This is a genomic window from Clostridium guangxiense, from assembly GCF_021043395.1.
Lineage (GTDB): Bacteria > Bacillota > Clostridia > Clostridiales > Clostridiaceae > Clostridium_S > Clostridium_S guangxiense.
Window position 1 is genome coordinate 25,174 of the sequence record NZ_JAJNKE010000028.1, and the last position, 23,368, is coordinate 48,541.

The 23,368-nt window shown below is 30.2% G+C and carries 14 protein-coding genes; all 14 read left to right on the forward strand.

What is annotated here, in order from left to right; genetic code table 11:
- The first annotated feature begins 2 nt into the window (after positions 1–2).
- Positions 3–1,529, forward strand: a complete 1,527-nt coding sequence (xylB, locus tag LQK79_RS14730) for a xylulokinase (protein WP_053241469.1) — start codon at positions 3–5, stop codon at positions 1,527–1,529.
- Between the two features lie 477 nt (positions 1,530–2,006).
- Positions 2,007–3,416 carry an APC family permease gene (locus LQK79_RS14735; protein WP_231017043.1) on the forward strand — a complete coding sequence of 470 codons (1,410 nt, stop codon included), beginning with the start codon at positions 2,007–2,009 and terminating at the stop codon, positions 3,414–3,416.
- A gap of 67 nt (positions 3,417–3,483) precedes the next feature.
- The gene (locus LQK79_RS14740; RefSeq protein ID WP_231017044.1) at positions 3,484–3,660 is read left to right on the forward strand and encodes an aspartyl-phosphate phosphatase Spo0E family protein; all 177 of its coding nucleotides are present in this window, start codon (positions 3,484–3,486) and stop codon (positions 3,658–3,660) included.
- A 274-nt stretch (positions 3,661–3,934) separates the two neighbouring features.
- Positions 3,935–5,020, forward strand: a complete 1,086-nt coding sequence (locus tag LQK79_RS14745) for a hypothetical protein (RefSeq protein ID WP_053241472.1) — start codon at positions 3,935–3,937, stop codon at positions 5,018–5,020.
- Positions 5,021–5,031: 11 nt separating this feature from the next.
- Positions 5,032–6,216 (forward strand): hypothetical protein, encoded by a 1,185-nt coding sequence (locus LQK79_RS14750; protein WP_231017045.1) that lies wholly within the window; start codon positions 5,032–5,034, stop codon positions 6,214–6,216.
- 11 nt (positions 6,217–6,227) lie between these two features.
- On the forward strand, positions 6,228–8,876 hold the full coding sequence (locus LQK79_RS14755) for a GAP1-N2 domain-containing protein (RefSeq protein ID WP_231017046.1): 2,649 nt from the start codon (positions 6,228–6,230) through the stop codon (positions 8,874–8,876).
- Between the two features lie 39 nt (positions 8,877–8,915).
- A complete protein-coding gene (locus tag LQK79_RS14760) occupies positions 8,916–10,013 on the forward strand; it encodes a GTPase domain-containing protein (protein ID WP_231017047.1) in 1,098 nt (365 codons plus the stop codon).
- A 74-nt stretch (positions 10,014–10,087) separates the two neighbouring features.
- A complete protein-coding gene (locus tag LQK79_RS14765; RefSeq protein ID WP_231017048.1) occupies positions 10,088–11,818 on the forward strand; it encodes a vWA domain-containing protein in 1,731 nt (576 codons plus the stop codon).
- A 215-nt stretch (positions 11,819–12,033) separates the two neighbouring features.
- A complete protein-coding gene (locus LQK79_RS14770; RefSeq protein ID WP_231017049.1) occupies positions 12,034–15,441 on the forward strand; it encodes a tubulin-like doman-containing protein in 3,408 nt (1,135 codons plus the stop codon).
- Positions 15,442–15,655: 214 nt separating this feature from the next.
- Complete coding sequence (locus LQK79_RS14775; RefSeq protein ID WP_231017050.1) at positions 15,656–17,968, forward strand: hypothetical protein; 2,313 nt, start codon at positions 15,656–15,658, stop codon at positions 17,966–17,968.
- A 15-nt stretch (positions 17,969–17,983) separates the two neighbouring features.
- On the forward strand, positions 17,984–19,270 hold the full coding sequence (locus LQK79_RS14780) for a vWA domain-containing protein (protein WP_053241480.1): 1,287 nt from the start codon (positions 17,984–17,986) through the stop codon (positions 19,268–19,270).
- A 210-nt stretch (positions 19,271–19,480) separates the two neighbouring features.
- Complete coding sequence (locus tag LQK79_RS14785) at positions 19,481–20,119, forward strand: hypothetical protein (RefSeq protein ID WP_053241481.1); 639 nt, start codon at positions 19,481–19,483, stop codon at positions 20,117–20,119.
- Positions 20,120–20,130: 11 nt separating this feature from the next.
- Positions 20,131–21,408 carry a hypothetical protein gene (locus tag LQK79_RS14790; protein ID WP_231017051.1) on the forward strand — a complete coding sequence of 426 codons (1,278 nt, stop codon included), beginning with the start codon at positions 20,131–20,133 and terminating at the stop codon, positions 21,406–21,408.
- Positions 21,405–23,360 (forward strand): GAP1-N2 domain-containing protein, encoded by a 1,956-nt coding sequence (locus LQK79_RS14795; RefSeq protein WP_231017052.1) that lies wholly within the window; start codon positions 21,405–21,407, stop codon positions 23,358–23,360. Before LQK79_RS14790 ends, LQK79_RS14795 begins: the two co-directional genes overlap by 4 nt.
- Positions 23,361–23,368: the final 8 nt, after the last annotated feature.

Sequence of the window (23,368 nt, forward strand, 5' to 3'; positions counted from 1 at the left end):
TTATGGCTTATGTTTTAGGGATAGATATAGGAACTTCAGGAACTAAAACAGTACTATTTGATGAGAGTGGAAATAATATAGCAAGTGCACTTGAGGAGTATCCCCTTTCTCAACCAGAAATAGGTTGGGCAGAGCAGAATCCAAAGGATTGGTGGAATGCTGTAGTAATTAGCATAAGAAAGGTGATTTCAAAAAGTAATGTAAATGTTAACGATGTTAAAGGAATAGGATTATCTGGACAGATGCATGGTCTTGTTATGCTTGACAAAAATGGAGAGGTTCTTAGACCATCTATTATATGGTGTGACCAGAGAACAAGCGAAGAGTGCGACGATATAACAGAAAGGGTTGGAAGGGAAAGATTAATAGAGATAACTGCAAATCCAGCTCTTACTGGCTTTACTGCATCAAAAATAATGTGGGTAAAGAAGCACGAACCAGAAGTATATGAAAAAACTGCAAAAATACTTTTGCCTAAGGATTATATAAGATATATGCTTACTGGAGAATTTGCCAGCGAGGTATCTGATGCTAGTGGCATGCAGCTTTTAGACGTGCCAAATAGAAAATGGAGTGATGAAGTTTTAGATAAACTTGAAATTGATAAGAATTTACTTGGAAAACTATACGAATCACAAGAAGTTACAGGTAAAGTGAATAGGGAAACATCAAGATTAACAGGACTTACGCAAGATACTATTGTAGTAGGTGGAGCTGGAGATCAGGCAGCTGGTGCAATAGGAAATGGAATTGTTAGACCAGGTGTAGTATCATCTACTATAGGTACTTCAGGAGTTGTGTTTGCATATACTGATAAGGTTACAATAGATAAAAAAGGTAGAGTTCATACATTCTGCCATGCAGTTCCAAACACTTGGCATATAATGGGTGTTACGCAGGGAGCAGGATTATCTTTAAAATGGTTTAGGGATAATTTCTGTACAGAAGAAAAGTACGCTGCTAACCTTTCAGGAATTGATGCATATGATATTTTAAATAAAGAAGCTGCAATGATTAAAGCAGGATGCGAAGGATTAATATACTTACCATATCTTATGGGGGAAAGAACTCCACATCTTGATCCATTTGCAAGAGGCGTATTCTTTGGGCTTACATCTAGACATGACAAAAGAGCCATGTTAAGGTCAGTAATGGAAGGTGTAGGATATAGCTTAAATGACTGCATGGAAATAATAAAAGGTATGGGAGCCGATGTAAACGAAGTCAGAGCATCTGGTGGCGGTGGAAAGAGTGCACTTTGGAGACAAATTCAAGCTGATATATTTAATTCTGAAATTACAACCATTAATTCTAGTGAAGGACCAGCTTTAGGAGTTGCAATATTAGCATTAAAAGGTGCTGGATTATATTCGTCAATACCTGAAGCTTGTGACAACATTATAAAAAGAGTTAGTACTCAAAAGCCAAATGAGGAAAATAGCAAACTTTATAAAAAATACTATGAGGTTTATAAAAATTTGTATGTTTCGCTTAAAGATCAATTTAATGTTTTAAGCAAAATAAGATAATTTAATTATATAATTAAAAAAGGCAGCTAAAAAATTGAAATGAAATACTGACTATTGCCAATAATACGATGTTTTATAAGTAGGATAAAAAATTAGGAGCTGTCGCACTAAATATAAAAAATTGCGAACCAATTAAAGTGAAGTTAAAACCTTTCACTATTATGATTGTTTCGCAACTTTTTTAGTGCGACAGCTCCTTTTGCTTATGAATAAAAACCCACATAGAATATTATGAAGTATACATTGAATTATCCATAAAATTAAAGACAGCTAATGGTGCTATTTTGGCTTAATTGTAAATTAAATACAAATTATAACGTTATTGACTATTGCACAGGTTTATACTAAAATGTAATAAAAAATAATAATATGTTATATAAAAAATAAAAAATATATTAAATTTCTAAAATTACAATATAAGTATTGAATAAATATATGTTGTGGTTTTGAAAATCTTTAAGTTAGGGGGAGACATCTTTGGAAATATTCAGAAAAAAAACAGTGTCTAATTTTAGGAGTGATGCCAATAAAAGTGAGCTTAAGAAAAGACTTACCAGTTTTGATCTTGCTGCAGTTGGCATAGGTTGTGTTGTTGGAACAGGAATATTCGTTGCAACAGGTCAAGGAGCGAAAATTGCAGGCCCAGCAGTTATAATTTCTTTTTTAGTAGCAGCAATAACCAGTGGATTATGTTCACTTACGTATTCAGAACTTACTTCTATGTTCCCGGTTTCTGGAAGCACATACTCATATTCGTACATTGCATTTGGAGAAATTGTAGCGTGGATAATAGGTTGGGATTTAATGCTTGAGTATTTAGTAGCTGCAGCAGCGGTAGCGTCTGCTTGGTCCGGAACTTTTGTTGGAATACTTAGTAACTTTGGAATAAAGCTTCCAAATGCTATTATTAAAACTCCAATGCTTGGAGGAATTGTAGACTTGCCAGCTGTTTTAATAACTTTGGCAGTAACTTTACTTTTATATAAGGGTGTTTCAGAAAGTGCAAAGGTAAACAATCTAATAGTGGGATTAAAGATAGTCATAATACTGTTGTTTGTGTTTTTTGGAATGACTCATATAAAAGTGGTAAATTATCATCCTTTTGCACCTTATGGAGTAAGCGGTGTAATGTCGGCTGCGTCCATAATATTTTTCTCATTTATAGGTTTTGATGCTATAGCAACTGCGGTAGAAGAAACTAAAAAGCCAGAAAGAGATGTTCCAAGAGGTATTATGATATGTTTCGGTGTAGTAGTAGTTTTGTACATGTCTGTTGCTTTAGTACTCACAGGTATAATACCGTTTAATAAGATTGATATAAACAATGCGCTTCCAGGGGCTCTTTCTTATATCGGAATAAGTTGGGGATCTGCTCTTGTTGGAGTTGGTGCGGTAATAGGAATGATTTCTACTCTTTTAGTTGTTTTGTACGGACAAGTTAGAATTTTTATGGTTATGTCAAGAGATGGACTTTTACCTAAGGTTTTTTCTCATGTGAATGAAAAACATGGTACTCCTGGTTTATGTACAGTAATTACTGGAGTGTTAATTTGCGTTCTTGCTGGTGTTGTTCCTCTTAATATAATAATGGAACTTTGTAATATAGGTACATTATTTGCGTTTATACTAGTGTCTTTAGGAATCATGGTTTTAAGGAAGACTATGCCAGATATAGAAAGAAAATTTAAATGTCCTGGGGTTCCATTTACGTCTATTCTTACAATAATTTTCTGCGTTTATTTGATGCTGGGTTTAAAACCTGCTACGTGGTTAAGATTTATAATTTGGCTTGTATTAGGTTTAGTTATATATTTTTTATATGGGGTTAAACATAGTATCATTAGAAATAATAAGGCTAATGGTGAAAATATATCAAATGATATTTAAATAAGTATATGTTTTAAATAAATATTTTGTATGCCTCTGGATAGAATAGTATTTAGAGGTGAATGATATGTCGGAAATAGAAGATTTATTAAAAGATATAGAAATATTGAGGGGCCAACTGGAAAAACTAATCGAAGAACATGAAGGAAATTTAATAGATCCTGAAGTGGTAGCAGCAAGCAAGATTTTAAATGGAGCGCTAAACCAGTATAATAAACTTATACAAGATAAAATAAAAAAATGAGCATGCAGCAAAGTTAGCTTTATTTGAAATGAAATGGATAAAAGTGCTTTAAATCATAGGAGTTAGTGATTTAAAGCACTTTTTATATAAGTAAACCTAAAAAATTCATGCTAATTAAATTAATATACGTATTTATTAAAAATTAAAGAAAATTTAATAAATTAATGTTGTCAAAGTGCCTGTGTTATCTAATTCTAAAACTATGATAAAGTAGACAAGCAATCCGAATGAAATTATAATTAAAAACATAGTGTATTGATTTGAGGTGAATTTATTGCAGTGCGAAAATAAAGAAAAGATAATTAGCGAATTGAGAGATGAAATAGAGGTAGTTTTATCTGTAAAAGATGAAATTACGCAAGACGAAATAAATAACTTTAAAGAGGAATTTCCTATGATTACGGAAGAGGAAATAAGAAAGGAAATTTCAAAACTTACAAAAGATGAAAAATATATACAAAAGTGTTCGGAAGAAACAGATGATGTTAAAAAATATAAAATTAAAGAAAATAGCGGAAATCAAGAAGATACTAGTCTTAATGATACAATAAGAATTGACAGAAATAAAATAAAAGATGCCATTTTAAAGCTTAAAAATGAAGAAAGCTATAATAATAAAGATACTGAAATTGATGAGGATATTAAAATTAAAGAAATAAAGGAGTTAAATGAAGTCCCATATGGTGTAAAAGAAGTGGAATATATTGAGCCTGGCAGGTTACCTGAAAATATAAAAGTAATAAGAGGAGAGGTTAAGTACAATCACCTTTCAATAGACTGGGATTGGCCTTATGGTGTCCACAGGGTAATGATTTTATATAGGAATGATAAATTTCCAGCAAAGGTTGATGATAGTAGTGCCGTAAAAATAGCAGTAGAAAAAAATTGCGGAGAAGCTATAGGTCAGTTTACAATTCATAAGATAAAAGATGAAAGTTATTATTTTTGTGTTTTCCCTATTATTGAAACTGATGGTGAAATAACCTACCTTGAAGGCAAGAAAAGACTTATTGTAAGTAAAGCTCCAAATGAAATTTTCTACACCTTAAATGTTAAAAAAAGATTGTTTGGCGGTATTAAGACCATAAGTATAATATTTTCGACTTCAGTTGAAGAAGCTAATATGCCACCTACAGTACTTATTGATAAAAAGGGGAATATTCCTGTTTTAAAGTCTGACGGAGAAGAAATTTATAAGTTTGATTATATTAAATTAAGTAAGGATGAGTCTGTAGAGGTTGAATTACCAGTTAACATAATAAAGAAAAATACGTATATTAAATTGTTTTTAGATGATGAAAGAAATAGCTCTATGTTTAGAATAATACCACCGGAAAAAAAAGAATTATATTTTAAATAGGAAGTGAATTTATGAATTTCAGTAAGAAAGACTATTATATATGCCCATTTTGTTTTACAAAACATGCTTTAAATGAAGTTGGCTTCGTATGTAAAAACGATAAATATAATAAAGATGGACAAATATGTGCAAATGCTAAAGATAATAAGATAATGCTTTACGGGGAAAGTGAAGTTAAAGAAATTCCAAAATCCATGTATTGTGATGAATGTGGTGAAATATCAAATACAAAAGTATGCCCAACTTGTGGGTCTGAACTTCCATATACAATTGGTGAGTATGAGGATTTAGTTTTTGCTGTAATAGGAGCTAAGGAGGCTGGAAAAAGCCATTATATAGCAGTATTAATAGATAAAATAATGAACGAAATGGGTGCAGCTTTTGATTGCAGTCTTCAAGCAATAGATGATGCAACTATAAAAAGATATAGAAATGATTTTTACTATCCTGTATTTAGAAAAAACGAGCTTATAAAAATAACGCGTTCAGCCAAAGCAGATGAAAGTGTAAGCAAGCCTTTATTGTATACTCTTTCTTTTAGAGAAAAAAATAAGTTTGCAAGATTGATTAAGGGAAACAGCGTAAAAAAAGTTGTTACTATAGCATTTTTTGATACGGCGGGTGAGGATTTGAATGAAGAAGATACTATGAAAACTGTTAATAAGTATATATACAATTCTTCTGGAATTATTTTTCTTTTAGATCCTCTTCAGCTTCCCGAGGTAAGAGAAAAGATGCCAAATGAAATGAAGCTTCCAGAACAAAATATAGAAATAGAAGACTTACTTTCAAGAACAGCAAATTTAATAAGAAAAGCAAATGATATAAGCTTAGAGAAAACCATAGATATACCAGTTGCCGTTGCATTTTCTAAAATTGATGCTTTGGAAGAGATAATAGGAAAATCATGCTGCATTAATTACCCTAGTAAGCATGTAGAAGAAGGAAAATTTGATATAGCAGATTTTGAGGATGTAAATGACACTATGGAGGCTCTAGTAAACGAATGGGGAGGAGCTAACTTTACAAATCAGTTAAGTGCTAACTTTAAAGATTATGCATACTTTGGACTTACGGCACTTGGATGTAATCCAGAAAGTAATAAAATATTAAAATTAAGACCTCATAGAGTAGAAGATCCTTTTCTATGGCTGCTTTGGAAACACAAACTCATAAAGGCTGAAAAAAGGAAGTGATCTTCTTGCCTATGAAGATATATCAATTGTATTATACATCTTGTAAAAAAGGGCTTACTTCTGGAATGGGGTTCCAAACATATTCTATGTCTGAAGGAATTACCGAAGAAGAAAGGCAAGAAATAGAAAAACACTGTAATTACATTCAACCAAGTAGCCTCCCTAGCAATCCAACGGAAGAAGAAATAAAAGAGCTTTTCCCAATAGCTTTTTCATTTTTTAAATTAAAAAATGAAAAAGCATGTGTTTGCAAAATAAAATATAAAGGAAAAGATTACTCTGGAAGGTTTGGAAATTATTTTTGCCATGTGCTTATATGGGATAAGGGGGAGCTGCCTTTTTACCCTATTGAAATTTATAATTCAAAAGTTTTTAAAGATGAACTTACAAAGGAAGAGGAGAATGCAGACTGTATAAAACCACTTCCAATATTAAATTATATTTCAAGAGAAGATTTTATAACTCCTCTCGATATTGAAAAATTTTTAAAGGGAACTTCTGCAAAAAAGAGAACTAAGTGTTTAAAGGATTTAATTGATGGTGTTATTGATGCTAAAGAAAGTGATAAGAAAATTATTTTTTTAGATGATGTTAAAAATCTTCATATGTGGATTGCAGCAGTAACTATGGTGCTGCCAGTTTCTATGGCAAACAGCATAACGTTCAATACTTATAGTTTTGATTCTTTTACTAATAGTGAATTCTTATGTGGAAGTTTAGATGAAAATTTGGAAGTTAAATTAAATACTTCAAATAAAAATTATAAATTTAATATGTTTAATTTTAAAGTGGGAGATAACAGTGAAATAGAATTAAAAACTAAATTTGCGAAACAAGCTGCACTAGAATACACAATAATAAAAGATTATAGAGAAGCAATCATAAGTTTTATTGAACTTTTTAATTACAAAAAAATAGATTTAAATATGGATAATTGCGTTAATCTATTTAGCATAATAAATAATGGACTTCAAAAGGTAAATGATGAGGATGCGGTAAATGCCATAGATTTTGCAAATAAATATGGCAGTGAGAATGCGCTTGAGAAAATCATGAGCACAATTAATGCTGAGGCTTTAAACAAAATAACTACAAATTTAAATCTCAAAATGGCAGAAGTTATTTTTAAGTTCTTATTTAGAATATCAAAAATGACTAAAAAGCATGAATATGTTGATAAGGCTTATGAATTTTTTTTTGATTCAATTCATTTTATGGTAGTAGACGGTGAAAATGTAAGTGTAGAAGATATAATAAGGCTTTATGAGGACATAAGAAGTTATAACGAAGATAATCTTAAAAATTTTGTTTCAAAATCAGCTTATGGCGATAGACTAAGAAATATTGCTGTTTATCTTGAAGGTGGAGCAGCAAGGCATGCTCAATTTTATTTTTGCAGTATAATTGGAGATTTTATGACTCTTGGAAAGGAAAATAAATCTCCAGTACCATGGAAATACTTTGGAGAAAATATGAATTTTAAAAAATTTATAGTTATGTGTGTTAAAGTACTCATAGGGGACAAGAATAAATTTAGCTACATACTTAGATATATCCATGATTATGCAGAGTATTTCTCCAATATAGTGAACATAGCTTATGAAGTTTGCCAATCGAGAGATAAATATATTAACATAATTTCAAGCTATAGTGAAATTTTATCTGAGATTTCTTATTATAAAGCAGCTGAGATAATTAAAAAGACTCTCGAAAAAGAATACGGTGCAAATATATTAATACTTTCATTTAAATATAAAATTATGAGTACAAGTGATAAGGTTAATTATTTTAACAGTTATTGTACTAATATATTTGATGAAAATATAGATTATAGGGATAAGTATTTTTCTAAGGTATTAGAAATGCTTATTTGTGATTTTACTAAAGTTGATTTTAATATGAGCTTTTATGAAACACTTACTAAATACATTGAACCAAGAAAGCTTGAAAAAAGCTTGGATAAAAAAATTGCAGAAAAGTTAGTTTGCCAGTTTCAAGATTTAGTTTCAATTAAGGTTCCAGAGGAAAATGAAAGAGATATTATAGCTGAGATTAATAATATAAAGTGTTTATACAATATAAATGTTAGTCCCAATATTTCGGAAATGATTGAATGTGTGGAGCTACTCTATGATGATAGAATGTTTGTAGAGGATTTTCTGTGCAACAACGATATTTTTAATTTTGATGGCATTAGTAAAGAAAAATATGAAGATTTTTTGAATTTAATGTTTAAAATGGTATGCCCTAAGTTAAATGATATTTTGTCACATATGAAAATGAAAAAAATATTTATGTATGACAAATATATGGTTGTATATTTTAATAATTACATTAGAGCTATTGAGGAACTTTTTGATTTAAAGGGGAGCAATAAAATTTATTTGGATTTTGTTTGCTTTATGATAAAAAATCAAGGTTTGTTTTCTAAAAATCAATTTAAAGACATAGAAAAAAATATAATTAGTAATGTGAGCAGGGGAGATATAACTCATATTGAAGATTATGATAAATACATTCAAAAAACTATTGAAAATACAACAAAAGGCGAGGAAACAAGGGAAGTACGGAAAGTATGGCAGGAAATTTACAAAGCATCAAAGCAAAACATACAGGGAAAGTCGATTTTTAATAAGATACAAAGAATATACAAGAAATAAAACTCTGTGTTTTTTAATATATAATTGGAGGGGGATAAGGTGATTGCCGTAATTAAGGAATTTTTTATTGTGGCACTGTTATTTGGATTAATTAAAGTTATTATGATTATGTGTAAGCCACTTGATAAAATTATATCTTCTATAATTTTAAATATAGGTAAATGTATACTCTATGTAGTTACAGCAATAATTATTTTACCCAAAAGGATAACAGGTAAAGCCAGTGAAAATGCAAGTAAAAATAAGGATATACCTTTCAGTAAAATATTAACTAAATTTTTTAAGAGTGCAGCTGCTGAGCTTGTAAAACTTATTGGAAGGATATACATGTACAATAAAGTTAATTATAATATATGTCCTAAATGTTTTACAAAATACAGTGAACCTAGATACGTGTGTCCTAAATGTGGAACTGTATATCACAGCCTTGAACCTAGTATTAATGGCATACTTAATATAGAATGCAGCTGTGGATATAAAATACCTGTGACTGCTTTTGGAAAACGAAAATTAAAAATACTTTGCCCTACATGTGGAAATGAAAATCAACTTTCTGAAGTTCCTTCCTCTGTTATTGTAGTAACAGGAGGGGAAGGAAGTGGCAAGAGCACTTTCCTTGAAAATAGCAGCTTGAAAAAAAGAGTAAATGGTACGAAAGAAAATTTTTATGAAACAATAATTGAGAATGAAAAAGGCAAAGAACAACAGATTATAGTGGTTGAAACAAAGGGTATGGATTTTGCAAGCAGTGAAAGTTTAAGGAAATACAGGTATTATGAGTATAACAGTGGTTTTATATTTATAATTGATCCCTTTGCTGCAGCAAATGCAAATGCATTAAATAAGCCAAGTTATATGTTAAGTGATGTATTGGATACAATTATTTTAAATCTTCAAAGAAATTATAATTTTAGACCTGGGGAAATGATAGAAAAACCAACTGCATTTGTTTTAACAAAAAGTGATATGCTCAGCAATATCGATATTAAAAAAGGTGTTGAAAAGTTTCTTATAGAAAACGGAGAAGAAATGTTTATAAATAAGATATATAATAATTTTACAAACTACAAATTTTTTGAAACAAGGTTAGATAATAATACTATAGAAATAATTAAGTGGATCACAAGAAATATGTAATAAATTATTAAGAATTTTGACACAAAAAGTATGATATAGTTTAGATATAATTAGTTCTGGAGGGTTTTATGAAAATGTCGTTAAAAAAAGGTTATAAGCTGCTTTTAGTTATGCTAATAGTTATAATACAAGCTTTATACATACCAGAAGTTTATGCAGAAGGTACTTCACATTCAAATTTGGACACTGTGTTTTTACTTGATTCCAGTGGATCAATGAAAGAAAGTGACCCTGAAGAAATCAGAACAGAGGCTATTAAAATGTTTCTAGATATGAGTGAGGATTCTGGAAATAAATTTGGACTTGTAGCTTATTCTGATAATATCGTTAGAGAGCATAGCTTGGATGCTGTGAATTCAAAAGCTGATAAAGAAAACATTAAGAATATGACAAGTGGAATACAACTTGGACAAAAAACAGATACAGGCTTGGGGCTTAAAGAAGCTGTAAGTTTGATGAATAATGGACATGAAAGTGGACACAGACCAGTTATAATACTTTTGTCTGATGGAAAAAATGATCCGGAGAGAAGTAAAGCTGATTCAGAAAAAGATTTAAATAGTTCTATAGAAACAGCTAAAAGTAAGGGGTACAAAATATACACAATAGGACTTAATTATGATGGTACTGTGGATAAAGGTCAGCTTTCAAATATATCCGAGAGTACTGGTGGTAAAAGCTATATAACAAATACCGCAGCAGATTTACCTAAGATACTTACTGATATATATGCTGATAACTCAAAAGTAAAGGTTCAAGATGGTGGTGGAGTAACTGCAAATGGAGCTTTTCAAGATGTTAAGATAAGCATTCCTAACTCAGATGTAGCAGAGGCAAATATATCAATGCTTTCCAGTAAGCCTTTGGAAGTTAAGCTTGTTGATAATAAAGGTAAAGGAGTGGCACTTCCATCACAAAAGGCCTATTTATCAACATCAAAAAAGTATACACTGCTTAAGCTCATAAAACCAGAAAAGGGTGATTGGACGCTTAAAGTGAAGGGCATAAGTGGAGATAATATAAAAGTAAGTTTTATATACAATTATGATTTAACAGTAGGTACAAGCATAAATCCAACTTCAATAAATAAAGGTGACAGTGTTAATGTTTCTGCCTATCTTATGAGTAGTGGACAAAAGGTATCTGATAAAAGTGTATATAATGGCGTAAATGCAAAGCTTATAGTTAAAAATTTAAAGGATAATGATGCAAAGGAAATTGACTTGACTAAGAATTCAAATGATTTTACAGGAAAATATAAGTTTGACAGCGAAGGAAATTATGAAGTTAACGTTAAGCTTGATGGAAATAGCTTTTTTAGAGAAAGCAGTCCAGTAAAAATAACTGTGAAAAACGGTACAGCAGTAGGTTCTAAGAAATCAAATACCGTAAAGATAATTATAATAATTGTAGCAGCTTTAATTGCTTTGCTTTTAGCTTTATTTATAATAAAATCAATTAAAAAGAATATAAGAAAAGGCTTTGGACGAGTTATGCTGGAGGTAAGAGATGAAAGCACTGATGAAGTAATGTCTCCTAAATACAAGCTTCTCGAAGGCTATACCGGCAAGTTTAGTTTATATGAAGTTTTAAGCTTAAAAGAAGAATTTTCCGAGACAGAAAACCTATATTTTAGATTTGGCAATGAATGCTTAATATTAGATAATAAATCTGAGTGCATTGTAAAAAAATCAGGAAGAAATGTTGAAAAGGGAGAAAATACAGAAATATTAAATGGAGATAGAATAGTTGTTTGTTTAAATAAAGTTGAAAAAAGTGTTTCGATGGAATTTTACACAGACTAGAAAACAAAGTACAGAGTACAAAGTACAAAGTACAAAGAAGGAGGATTTGCCTTCCTTGTGTCAGGCAAATCTTTAAATTTATAGATTCACTTTTGGTGAAAGGTAGGTTTGGGCGATAGCCCATTAAGTTATAAAATTTTCGGCGATAGCAGAAAATTAACATTCATTGTACTCTGTACTTTGTACTTTGTACTTTGAACAAAGGAGTGTTTATAGTGAATGGTAAAGTAAGAGAACAAATAAGAGAATTTGATGTTATGACCGGCGGCGGTATTATAAGTGACAAAATCCGTATAGACAAGATAGATAATCCTGTACTTATTATTGGTATAGGTGGAACAGGAATAGATGCCCTTTTAAGAGTAAAGTATCAAATAAACAGGAGATTTAATCTTCCAGAGGACGAAATAACAAAGGTGAGAAAGGAAAAACCAAATGGGGTTGAATTCCTTGCTTTTGAAACCAATGCATATGAAAAAAATAAAAACTTTAGAGGAATAGGACTTGACCCTCAAAGTGAATTAGTGCTTTTATCAAATGCTCAAATAGGTTCTATATTAAATGATAGAGAAATACTAGATGACTGCATAAAAGAATGGCTTTCACCTGAACTTAGCATATCAGACGGTATGCAGGGAGCAAATGGAAATAGGCAGGCAGGTAGACTTCTACTCTTTACAAAAATAAATGAAGTTGTTGAAAGCATAAGAAAGAAAATATGGAATGTAATGCAAAACACCAACGAAAAGCTTGAAGTATTTATACTTACAGGTATCTCAGGTGGAACAGGAAGCGGAAGCTTTATTGATATTGCATATTTAGTAAGAGGACTCATACAAGAAAAGTTTGGAGATCAGGGAATAGACAAGGTAAATGTACTTGGATATTTATTTACTCCAGATGTAAATTTGTCTAAAAACCCAGAAATAAATGCTAGAAGCTACATAATAAAAAATGGTTATGCTGCACTTAAAGAAGTGGACTATTTAATGAACATACCTGAAAGAGGAGATAGGTTTGTACAAAATTATAAAAACTTTAAAGTGGATTCTCCTTCAGCACCTTTTGACGTTTGTCATTTAATATCTGCTACAAATAAGCAGGGAAAGATACTTGAAAATGGCTACGAGTATTCTATGAATGTTACAGCAGAAATAATAACAAACTTTATATCAAATGAACAGAGAGAATCTGGACAAGAATTTGCAATACACGATTGGCTAAGCAATGTGCCAACACTTATAAATCAAATGCCAAAGCCATATAAAGCAAATTATAAATACGTTATAATAGGAGCTTCTGCAGCAGTGCTTCCTATTGAGGAAATAACAACTTATCTTGGCTGCAGACTTTTTGATAAGATGAACAAGATGTTTGAAAAGTCTCCTACAGAGCAGGAAGTTGACCAGTTTATAAAAATTGTTAAGCTTGACGCAGATTCTATAGAAGCTAGATTTGAAAAAGAATTGTTTGGAAAGAAGCCATTATCAGGTTACGCAAACAGAGAAAAATTTAATTTTGACAATGTAATAAAAAAGCAGTCAATTAATGTAGATGATGAACTTTCAGCATATTTGAGAGAAGCAATTGATGAGTATGCTAAGGTAAATTATCAGTATCCAGGTGAAATGTCAAAAATTATAAGAGAAAATATAGATAGAATGTTCAAGGATGCAAATAAAGGACCATTTTATGCATCTAGAATGCTTTTTACAGATAAAGGCTTTAACGCTATAAAAACTGTTGAAGTTATAATTGAAGGTCTTGAAGATAAGAGAAGAAGTATGCCAGAATTAATTTCAGAGCTTAAAAATAGAGCAGAGGACAAGTTTGGGGAAGCAAGAAAGGCTCTTTTATCAAGAGAAACTAAGAAAAATGATTATATAAAAGCAAAAATAGAAGAATACAATGCAAGAGCTGATGAAGAAAAGCTTTCAAGAATGATAGATTTTTATCACAGAGTAATAGAAATAATAAGTCATGAAAACAATGTAATATACAATGTTTATACTGAAATACTTAATGAATTAAACAAGATATTTAAAGAAGATGCGGATATACTTGTAAAAGCTCATGAAGAAAATAATTTAGTTGGAGGAAAAACTTACTACTGGAATGTAATAGAGGTTCCAGATGTAGTTAAATCCATAGATGATATGGTTGACAGTCAAGATGCAGACGAGGTTATAAGAAGATTTACATCAACACTTTTAGAGGAATCACAAAAATGGATTGATGAACAGCAGGTTGATATAACAGGATCAATTTCAAAATTTGTTTCTGATCAATTTGAAAGCATAATAACAAAATCCATGGAAGAGTTTATAGTAATGAAATATGGTGAAGAAAAATCAATAGAGGACTTTGTTAGAAAGACTATAGCTCCTAAACTTGATGATGATGCAGTGCCTGTGTTCCAGCTTAATGATGCTGGCTCAAGCTTTACTTTCCCATCCTGGGATATGGTTTCTGTGCCTATGAGAACATCAAGAATCAAGAAGGGTATAGAACAGTATAAAATGACATCAACTCACGGAAACCAAGTTAATGTAAGACAGAGCAAGGTTACAAATAGAATATTTTGGCTCAATACAGAGGTTGGAGTGCCACTTTATTCATATGCTCCAATAAAGCAATATGAACAGGAATATGAAAAGACAATACTTAAGCAAGATGGAATAGGAAGACACTTAGTTCAAAATAGGGACAACAACTGGGCATATCTACCATCACCTATACCAGAAGCTTCATGGGGAGTAACCTACGACAATGAAAGAGTGAGAAACCATAATAATGACATAAGAGAACTTTTTGACAAAGCAGTAAAATATGAATGCATAGTTATGACAGATTCTCAGTTAAGTTCAAAATACAAATGTGTAATAACTAAAGATTTTGATGTAAATAGTGTAATTAAAAAATATGAGCTTGGAATAGAAGAAGGAGAAACTCCGAGTATTGGTGAAATTAATAAGTGCTTAATGGAACTTAGAAAAATAATGAAAGAAAAGAGCCTTGAAAGGGTAGATTTTTCAGATAATCAAAAGTACTTTATATTTGACAGTAGAGATGAGGTATCCGCAAAAGAAAGCTTTTTAAGAACTCCAAGACTTATAAAATTAATAAAGGAAGAAGTACGCAAATATTCTTCAATAGAAGAAGAAATAAACAAACTGCAAGCTTATGTTGCAAAAATAAACAAGAAAACCAAGATAATAAATGACTTTTTACAGGCACTTTACACGGATACAATATGTAAAAAGGGAATAGTTTATATTTATGACAAGGATGAAAGTGAAAAAACAGATGTACCACCTTTCTTAAATATAATGAAGCAAAAGGAATACATTGAATTTTATATTTATAATAAATATAAAGAACTCGAAGAGAAAGAAATTAGCGTAATAAATGCGAAGGCGGAAAAGAGATTCAACGATCTTTCCATGGAAGAAAAAGGTCCGGATATAATCTACAAAAAGATAAGCGAAATGGTATCAAACTATAGCAAATATTTAAATGAACTTGAATACAGAAAATTCGAGTTTGAAAATGGAGACGAAATTTATAGTTTCTATTCTGTTATGCTTGATAAGGTTAAGGAACTTAAAAAGACGCTAGAATAACAGAGTACAAAGTACAGAGTACAGAGTACAGTGAATGAGGATTTATCTTCCTTACGTCAGATAAATCTTTGAACTTATAAAATCAGCTTTGCTGAGTAAAAATAGAGGTTTAGGCGTTAGCTCATTAAGTTGCAAAATTTTCTGCGATAGCAGAAAATTAACCATCACTGTACTCTGTACTCTGTCAATTGTCCTCTGAATAAAGGGTGATTTTATGGAAGAATTATTTGAAGAGTTTACGCATAAATATTCTAATGATATGGATAAAGAAGCACATAAGAGTGATGAGCAGAGAAGTGTTAGAAACCCCGTTCTTTTTGTATTCTTAGGAGATAAAGTTATTGAAGCCTCTAAAAAAATTTATTTACATATAACAAAGACTATAGATAACGGAGATGGAATTTTATTTTTTAATATATTTTCTGAAAAAAAATTTGAAGGGAACAATGTATTTAATTTTAATATTCAATATGACAAAGAAGATTTTAAAAATTTAAGGAAAAACATATATGATAAATTGTATTGTGATGATGAAATATTAATCAATCTAAACAAAGAAATAGTGAAAATTAAAAATAAAATATTGGAACATGGGGAGGAATTTTCAAGCTTTGAAAAAATCAACATAGACGTTGTAACAAGGGCAGATGACGAACTTAATGTTTTAGTTCCAGAACTTACGATATTGATTAAAACAAAGCTTATGCAGCATTTTTTAATTACAGCGTGCGATTTATATACTCTTGTAGAAACTAAAATTCAAGATGAGAATGATGAATTTCATAGAGGAGCTTTGGCAGTAAGCTTCTTTAAAGAAATGAAAATTTTTCAAAGTAATAATTTTAATTATGAAAAAGAAATAGAAGTTTTCGATGGAAATAGAAAATTAGCTGTAAAATGGAGTAAGCAGATATTTGAGCTTGTTTATGTTTTAAGTGATGTTAATAAAAAGGGTATAGTTACTAAGAATAGTTTGGAAGAAAATTACAATATAATTTCATATATAAGTTTTATAAAAAATAGAAAGATAAATAGTGAAAGCTATTATGACATAAAGAATAAAATTTATGATGATAACATATTTAAAAGAAATATATCTGATGAAAGCGGGGAACTTACACTTGCTACAGCAGGACTGGCAGTTATAAAAAGACCAAACAGTGCTGTTTCAATGGCAGTACTTTCTTGCGTTTATGAAGATATGTTTAATACACTAAAGGATACTTCTGAAATAAAAGAAACAGATGTGCTTTTGAAGCTTAAATTGGATGAGGAAGCAGTTAATAAGGAAATAGAAAATCTTATACCAAGAGACAAAAGTGTAGAAGATATGATGGCAATTATGACTGTAAGCTCAAGAGTTGAAGGCGGTAGAGTAACTATTAAAGAAGCTGAAAGAGAACTATACGATGATATGTGCAAAAAGTTCTATGAAGCAAATTTTGAAAAATATGCAAGTAATAAATTAAGTGGTGTAAATTTTAGAAAAGAAATAAGTGAGGATATAGAAAAAATATCCAAAGATCCTACGCTTGGGGTGTATGCAGCATATTTATGTACTAAAGATGATGAAATAATAGATACGCTTAACGAAAGAATAAAAGAATATGAAATTTCTATAAAAAAGCTTCAGAGCGAAATTGATGAGATATATGAAAGTGAAATAAAAAGGCCCCCTTTTTTAAAAGCAGTGCTTGGAAAAGGCGAAATTACAAGAAATATAAAAAATCAGATATTTAATGGAGTATATCTTAGAAAAATAGAAATGCTTAAAATGCAGTTAAATTGTACTTATCTTAAGAATTGTATGGAGGAACTTTCAAATTTAAACACATTTTTTAGTAAATTGATAGAAAAATTAATTGTAACTAAAGAAAAAATCGATGGTTATACTCTAGAGCTTATAAAGGAAAATGATAACTATATAGGCCAAAATATAAGAGAATATTATGAAAGCATAGTAAAAGAAAAATTATCAAAGCTTAAAGAAAAGTTTGGAAAAAGATTTTATTTCAATCAAGAATTTGTAGGAAGCGTGTATGACGTAATTAAAACTGGAATAGATGAGATGCTATATAAGCTTCAAGATATATGTTTAAAATATATACTTACAGAAAATGAATTTTCAATGGCTTTTGAGGATGAGTTAAGTGAAAGAACCAATATATCAACTGCAGCTTACAATAGAGAAATATCAACTAAGGATGAAATATTTAAAAATTTATGCACTATACTTGAAAATAATTCTATTCCAAAGGCATTTATAATTGATTATAATGTTACAAAGTATGAGGAAAAGTATTTCTTTGGCGATTACAGCAGTGATTTTATAAAATATGTATATAATTTTGATAAGGAATCAAAAAGCTGTGAAATAGGATATATTCATGAGAGAAGGGCAACTGGAATTGAAAAACTTACTTTAATGGGAGGTTTTAAAATAAAGGATTTAATATATTATAAAAACTCCATTAAATATTATGAAGAGGCTTTAAAAGAAGGATATAAGCTTCATGGAGAAGTATAGATAAGGAGAAGTTTTATGAAATTAAAAATAAATTGGCTTATGGTTTTAATGAGTGCAATTGGTGGGGCAGTGGCTTTTGTAATTGGGGAAATACTTATGGATTCATTTAAGTACACAATGCCTCACAGTTTACTTATAGGCTTGTACTTTGGAATACTTTCTCTTTTAGTAGGATTAATGTGTTTATTGGCAGAAGTCATTCATCCAAGAATAAATGGACAGGAGTGGAGAAGGGATTATGTCAGCTTATCCTTTAAATTTTTAATTCCCTGTACTTTAGTAGTAACTTTTGCAGCGGGAACATTATTTCAATTTTTGTACGAGCTATCTTTTAAACAAAGTAATAAAATTATAAATGATGTTGTAGTTCTTATAGACACCTCTGGAAGTATGTCTAAAACAGATCCTAATAACGAAAGGTTTGATGCAGTAAATAACCTTTTAAATAGCATGAACAGTGGAAATAGGGCTGCGGTATACAAATTTGACGATCATGCAGCAAAGGTAAAAGAGATGTCCTATGTCACCAAAGCTGTTAAAGAAGATATAATAAATAAGCTTCAAGAGTATAGAAATCCATATGGAAATACAAATATGGGTGAAGCACTTAATATGGCTTATGACGAAATAACTAGGTCCAAAGAAAGTGGCAGAAATCCAATGGTTATAATGCTTTCCGATGGAGGAGACAATTATAATCTAGATAATAAGTTTGATAAAACAATGAAACCTTATAATGATAATGAAATACCAGTTTATACAGTTGGAATGTCGAGTGGTGATAATTTTTATATGCTTAAAAAGATAGCTAAGGCATCGGGTGGGGACTATTATAATGTAAAAGATGTTAAGGATATAAAAAATACTTTTGTTAAAATATATAGAGATAGACAAGAAAGAATTTTAAATGATAAAAGAAATGGAATTCGTGAAGGAAGCATATTTTATGGATTTTTAAGGGTTTTCTTTATAACTTTAATTGCAGTATTAATTTCCTCAGCTGTTAGTTTTGTTCTTGATAACAAATATCTCTTAAAAGGATTCATAATAGGAGGAATTGTTGCTGGAATAATTGCAGGGTTAATACTTGAAATTGGTTTTAACAATGTATCTTGGCATGGCACGATGTATAGATTTTTTGCAGATTTAGTAATAGCAGTTTTATTTACCTTATTTGCACGTGAGGCTTATGATGAAAAAGGCAGTGGAGAAAGAAAATCTTTTAGTAAAAAGAGAAGTGGAGAAGTAAATTTGCACAGCTTTGGAAAAGACAATAAAAATTCTAGACACAGCTTTAGCTAAAGCAGAGTAAAGAGTAGAGAGTAGAGTGAAGGAGGATTTATCTTCCTTGCATCGGATAAATCTTTGAACTTATAAATTCAGCTTTGATGTGAAGATATTGCAGGTTTTGGCGGCAGCACATTAGGTTTTAGATTTTCTGCGTTAGCAGAAAATCAACCTTCACTGTCCTCTGTACTTTGTACTCTGTTCTCTGAATACGGGGGTGATTTTTTGGAAATACGAGAATTAAATGCAGAGGATGGAAGGATAACGGATTTAAAAGCAGAGATTGATGAAAATATCCTAACACTAACGTGGAGGTGGCAGAGAAATTCTGATATTGTTTATATATTTAAGCAAAGAAACTCTAAAAATATAGACGAGATTAATATAAACGAAAAAAATGTAAAACTGTATACAAAGGATGAATACAGGGAATTCAATGGATATGTTGAAAAAATAAGAGATATAAATGAATATAAGTTTATTGTATTTCCAGCAAAAGAAGAAAAATTGGATGTAATTTTAATAAAACAATTAGATGAAGATAATCAAATTACAGTGTGTACAGGAAAACCTGAAATTATATATGACATTGCGGAGCATAAAAAATTATTTTCAAAAATGAAAAATGTTCAATTAATTATATTTGTAGATATACCAATAAGTAAAGATACACTTTGCTATGTTAAAAAGAAAGGTGCATATCCAACAGGCATCGATGATGGCTTAAAGTTTCAGTTCCCAGCTAATTTTCATGTTGGGAAAAATGAAATGCAGTCTTTTGAAATAGGTAAGGATGAATATATAAAAGTGTTTTTAAATGATGCCCAAAAAGGTGGAAGCAAATATATTTTGAAGCGAAGGTAAAGGTGATGTAAGTGGCTTTATTTAATAAAATATTTGGAGGGAAAGATAATAAGACTAAAATATCAAATGTAAATATGCGTAAGGGAACTTATGATATAATATGTCCATTTTGCTTTAAAAAGTTCAAGTCAAACAATGTGGTTTTTAGAGCAGAGCACAGCGAAGAAGGCGATCCAGAATACGAAAAAACTGTGGATGAGGAGTTAAATAACTATAATCAAAAAATAGGCAAGTCATCTGTTCCAGAGCTTAATCCTATAATAAAGCCAGAAAGCCTTCCCAAAGGGAATATAAAAGTAGTTGATGGTGTTATTTTAGAGATTAAGGATAAATATGATGTGACAACAGATAAGAGATTGTGTCCATACTGTCATAATGAACTCCCAATAACTTCTGGAAGAGGGCCTACTAGCATAATATCTGTAGTAGGAGCATCTCAAGTTGGAAAGTCTGTTTATATGACATGTCTTCTTTATGTTTTAGAACATTATGTATCTGAGCGTTTTAATGGAGCTCTTATTGCAGGAAACTCGGAATATAATGAAGAAATAAAAGAAAATCAGCAGATAGTATTTGAATACAATAAGATGCTTGAACCAACGCCAAAAGAACACATAGATCCACTTATAGCAAATTTTAGATTTAAGGATGACACAAAACCTCCAATAACCTTTGCATTTTACGATGTTCCAGGAGAAGGAATGACAGATAAATCGTATATAGATAAACATGGGGAGCATATTAAAAATTCTAGTGGAATAATATTTTTAGTTGATCCACTTCAAATGAAAACCTTAAGAAAAAAATTAAATATTTTAAATAAAGAAGAACAAGGGGATTTTACTGCAAAATATCAAGAACCAAAGGATATTTTAGTTTATTTTTATGAAAATTTTATAGGAAAAGAAAGCGGGGCAGCAACAGATATACCAACGGCAGTGGTTGTCACGAAAACGGATATGCTTAAGAATTTAAATGATCCGGAGTACTTAAGTCCAAACAGCAATATATTTAAAAACTATAAGCATAGTATATATTTCGATTTAGATGAATTTGAAAATATAAATGGGGAAATGAAAAGATTTCTTGGTAAGGCTGATTCTCCATTTAAAGGAGCAATGGAAGCGTATTTTAGAAATACATCATATTTTGGAGTATCTGCTCTTGGAAGTAATCCTCAAAATCTTGAAATAAACATTAATAATACAATAAACCCTTTGAGGGTAGAAGAACCATTTTTATGGCTTATGTACAAAATGAAATATATACCTGGAGGCAGTGAAAAATGATAAAACAACACTATTATACAAGGGAAAAACGTGGGATTTACAGTGATAATCCAGGCTATGATACAGTAGCAAAGAGCATGGGACTAAGTGATGAGTTTGTAAAGGAAGTGCTTCATAAATATTGCTTTTATGAAATTCCAGTAGAGCTTTTAAATGAAAGTAATTACGATAAATTTCCTAAGGCATTCACTGTATTTAATATTCCATCCGGTGAAATGATTATTGGAAGAACCTCTTTTGTACCAAAGGATTTTGAAGGAAAGAGGAGTACATTTTTTACTCATAATTATGTACTTGGAAGGAAGGAAAAAGAAGAATTTATAAAAAACCCTGATAAAATAATATATGTAGATGGTTTTAAAAATAGCTATAATATTGCATATGGTGGTGTTTTAGAGGATATTCGTAGTATTGAAATGGAAAGCATGGAAATGGGATTTTCATCATTTCAAGATTTACTTACAAAGCTTAAAATTGAGGAAAATACATTTAAAGAAATAGTAATGGCATGCTTTATTTCAGTGCTTCAAAACAGGAAAATATATATAATACTAGATGTAGATGTATCTATGCTTTCATTTTATGCAAAAGAGCTATTGAAGTTTATATATAGATCTCTTCCATATGCAGTTAGAGAGAAACTTGGCTTTATAACCTACACTAAAGATTATAAAAGTAGAGAATTCATACATATCGAATTTGTATCTAGGAGTGGGATAAAAAGTATTAATACAGATATAAATGCTGGTTATTTATTTGATTTTGTGAGAGACAGATTTTTGAAGGAAGGAATTAAAACTGAGCAGCATGAATATTTAGATTTTGTAGTGAGGAATATGAAGGATACTGAAAAAATCAACGATTTTATAGAGAAAGTTAGCAATTTTTGTCTTGATTCTCTCAATATAAATGAGTATGACGATTTCTGCAAAATACTTTTAACAAGTGAAGAAGAAGCGGCCTTTAGAAATGATGAAGAAGGCAAAATAAAATTATTTGAGAGTATAACGAAGAACGAAAAGCTTCTGACGGAATTTATAAGAACAAATAAGCAAAATGAAAAAGTAAGTAAGAGCTTAAGGGAATATGCAAATTATTTAATAGAAAAATGTACTAACTTTGAAGAATATTTTCAAATTGTTGAGTTTTGTTTTATAATTTCATCGAAGTTCATTGGAATTTTAGCAGAAGAGCTTGAGGAAAAATCAGTAAAGCTTTTTTCACCTTCTATTTGTATGGCAAATGAGTTTGTATTTGCAGATGAAAAAATTTCAATGCTAAAATACAAGCATAAAAATGAAGAACTTAAAAACTTTTTAAATGATATACTTGAAGGATTATTTACTATATTTATAAATACAGTACAACCTGAATTTATGAGTATATCATCAATAGAAAAAATTAATTTGTTACCACAAAATGTAGATAGTGAAAATTATGAAATTATAAGTGTACTTAAAAAAGTAGTAAATATTAAAAATTTTGATGATGCTGCATATGTGGGAGTAGCTATACAAGATTCAAAGTATAGAAATAAAATAGAAAAGGCTATAACAAGTGCATATAAAATATCAATAAACAATGAAAATTATTTGAAGATAACATGTGGATTTTTAAATAGTACCGGATGCGATATTAATGGAGTTATAAACTATGTATGGGAAAATGGTGAAATAAAGGAAGCAAGAGAATTTGTAATATGGCTTTGCAGCATGTATGAAAAGTTGTTTTCAAAACAGGCTGAACATGATCTTAAAAAAGCACTTTTAAATTATTTTGAAAACTTAGATTTACATTTCTTTCAAGATGCTGAAACTAGAGATAAGCTTATAAAAGAAAGCGAGAAAGGCATAAGGGCGTTTATAATTAGAGAAGATAAAAGTAAAGCAAAAGGAATTAGAAAATTAAAAATTACCTTAAGTAAAATTTTTCAACATAGCAAAGCGCACTGAACAAAGCT